The organism is Lactiplantibacillus sp. B652 (assembly GCF_023806745.1).
GTDB classification, from domain to species: domain Bacteria; phylum Bacillota; class Bacilli; order Lactobacillales; family Lactobacillaceae; genus Lactiplantibacillus; species Lactiplantibacillus pentosus.
On record NZ_JAMSKY010000109.1, the window covers coordinates 1 to 261 of the forward strand.

The window sequence follows — 261 nt, forward strand, 5'->3', positions numbered from 1 at the left end:
GCTTCATTAACAGTCGCTGTCGTCCGATCTTTTAACCGGTATGCCCAAAGGAACCGTGATTTCCGATCGATTAAAGTTAATAAAACTGCCTTACTATGCCCACGAGGACCAACGACTATATCTAGTTCAAAATCGCCGATGCGATTACGTTGATTAATCATCATGGGACGCTGTTCAATTGATCGCCCCAAAGATTGATTATATTTGGATCGTTGGTCAACGTTACGCCGTTGGCGTACGCCATGTTCAGGTAGATCATTC

At 44.1% G+C, this 261-nt stretch carries 1 pseudogene; it reads right to left on the reverse strand.

What is annotated here, in order from left to right:
- A pseudogene (locus MZO40_RS17205) lies at positions 1-261 on the reverse strand (IS30 family transposase); the annotation flags it as partial.